The sequence below is a fragment of the Mycobacterium sp. IS-3022 genome, assembly GCF_001500065.1.
Classification (GTDB): domain Bacteria; phylum Actinomycetota; class Actinomycetes; order Mycobacteriales; family Mycobacteriaceae; genus Mycobacterium.
This window is the reverse complement of the sequence record NZ_LQIN01000032.1, coordinates 1-2797: the sequence shown is the minus strand read 5'-3', so window position 1 is coordinate 2797 and position 2797 is coordinate 1. Positions and strand designations below refer to the sequence as shown.

1 protein-coding gene is annotated in these 2797 nt (G+C 66.5%); it reads right to left on the bottom strand.

The window, feature by feature from the left end:
• Positions 1-2797: condensation domain-containing protein (locus tag AU188_RS17055; protein ID WP_156426729.1), on the bottom strand; the 2797-nt coding region annotated here is incomplete at both ends.

Below are 2797 nucleotides of genomic sequence, written 5' to 3'. Positions count from 1 at the left end.
GGATGACCATCAGCGGCGATATGGTGCACCACAACCACCAACACATACTCATCGGCAGCCACCGCGAAAAGCCAAGCCCGCAACGGGATCTCAGCAGCCAAATCAAACCGATGACCCGCCGCCGCGTCCACCGCCTGCGTCAACCGCCCCGCCGGCCAACCCGCAGCATCAACAACCTCAAACCCCAACCCCACCCGCTCAACCGGCACCACCACCTGCCGCGGAACCCCATCAACAGCCGGGAACACCGTGCGCAAACTCTCATGACGACCCACCACATCGCCCAACGCCGCACCCAACGCCCCAACATCAACACGCCCACACAACCGCAACCCAACCGCCATGTTGTAAACCGACCGCTGATGCTGGCCACCATCAAACTGATCGACAAACCACAACCGACTCTGCGCAAACGACAACGGCACCACCGCAGGCCGCTGGCGCACCGTCAACGTGGTGCCGGCGCGGTCCTCGTCGTGTCGCCTGATCCACTCGGCCAATCCGACTACGGTCGGCGCCTCGTACAACACCCGGATCGGGACCTGCACACCGAGTTCGGTCCGGACCCGCGCCACCAGCCGTGCCGCGGACAGCGAGCTCCCACCGAGGGCGAAGAACGAGTCGTCGATGCCGACCAAGGTGGCTCCGAGAATCTCACCGAACAGCCCGGCCAACATCCGTTCGCAATGATCACGTGGCGCGCGGTAGGCCAGTTCGCTGACGAACTCCGGCGCCGGCAGTGCGCGGCGATCGAGTTTGCCGTTGACCGTCAACGGCAGTGCCTCCACCACCGTGATCGCCTCCGGCACCATGAACTGGGGCAACCGGCCGGCCACGAAACCGCGCAGCTCGGCTGCGCGTTCGGCGGCCGACGGGTCGTTGACGTACGCCGCCAAGGAACCGAGCCGTGTCGCCGGCACGTAGAGATCCGACAGTGCCGCCGGCCGGTGATCTTTTGAGGGTTCGTCGGCACGGGTGTAGATGATGTCCACCAGGCCGGCGGTCGGCGACCAGGTCACCGCTGTGGCATATCCCAGTTCTCGGCCCAGCTGATCGCACTCGTGCGGCAACACCGCGTCGGGTTCCGTTGAGCGAGCCTGCAATTCGCTGACCGGCAGTCGATCACCGGCCTCGGTCACCGCCCGCGCCAGCGCCACATCGGGCCATATCCCGCCGTGTGGTGCGCCGGTGACGCGCAGCCCCGGCAGCTGCTGTGCCCGCAGATACTCGGCCAGCCCAGCCAGGCTCCCGAACCGCTGCCACGGCTGCGCCGGTAGGTCTGCCAGGGATCGCACCGGCACCGGCGCCTTATGCAGCACGACCTCGTAGCGGTAACCGCTGAGTTCGTTGACCGCCCGCATCTGCTTGAGCTGCACCTCAACCGCGGCAATCTCGGAAAGGTGCTGCGGCAAGGCCGCGAAGAACTCTGGCGCCAACAGCAATTCGCGTTCGGCGAGCATTTCCCCGCGCACGCGCTCGCGAACGGCGGCGGCCGTGTCTTGTCCACCGGCGGAATCGGCGCACGCCACGCCGGTGGTAAACGCTGAAAGCAGCGACAGATTGCGCACGTCGCCGATGAACAATGCCCCGCCCGGGGCCAGCAGCCGCATCGCCGCTGCCAGCACATCAAGTAGGTAACCCGCGCTCGGAAAGTACTGCACCACCGAGTTGAGCACCACTACATCGAAATGCCCCTGCGGCAGCCCGTCGGTGACATCGGCCGGCTGTACCCGCAACCGCACCCGGTCGCCCCACGGCTGTCCGGCCACGGCCACCTGCAGCGCCTGGATCGTCGACGCCGAAAAGTCTGTGCCCCAGTACTCGTCGCATTCCGGGGCCACCTGCGCAAGCAGCAGACCCGAACCCACGCCGATCTCCAGCACCCGCCCGGGATCCAGTCCCCGGATCCGATCCACCGCGGCGGTCCGCCACTCCCGCATTTCCTCCAGCGGGATCGGAGCCCCGGTATAGCTGCTGTTCCAGCCTCCGAAATCCTCCCCCAGCGCTGCCGGTGGGTTCGAGGACGACGTCGACTCCGAATACAGGCCCTCGTAGACGCCCTGCCACTGGTCAACGAGCTGCGTTTCGCGCTGCGGCTCCCGGACCAACTTCATCTGCTGATCCAGCACGACGTAGCCGGCCAGCTTGCTGTCACCAATCCCCTCACCGGCGTTCACTGTTGACGTCGGGTGGGCGATCACCGCGGCCTGCGCTACCCGGGGATGAGCCGCCAGCGCCGCCTCGATCTCACCGGGCTCGATGGTGTTCCCGTGGACCTTGACCTGCTTGTCGGCGCGCCCGACGTATCGCAGCTGCCCGTCGGCGCCCCAACGCACCAGGTTTCCGGTGCGATACATCCGCTCGCCGGGCTTCCCGAACGGACACGGCACAAACCGCGTGGCGGTCGAAGATCCTTGGCGCACATACCCGTACGCCAGCCCGGCACCGGCCACATACAGTTCCCCGACCACACCCGCCGGTACTGGTCGTAACCATTCATCCAGAACGAACAACGCCGTTCCCGGCGTCGGTGAACCGATCGGCGCACCCGATCCCGCTGTCAGCGGCGCACTCGAGGCGGCATAGGAGGTTTCGGTCTCGCAGTAGGCGTTGATCATCACCCGACCGGGCGCCCAGCGGTCCACCAGCTCGGGCGGGCAGGGCTCACCGGCGACCACCAATGCCACCGATTCCAAACCGTCCGGCGACAGTGCGCTTACCGCGGAGGGGGTTTGGCTGAGGACGGTGATGTGTTGGTTGATGAGCAGGGCGTGGAATTCTGTGGGTGATCCAACGA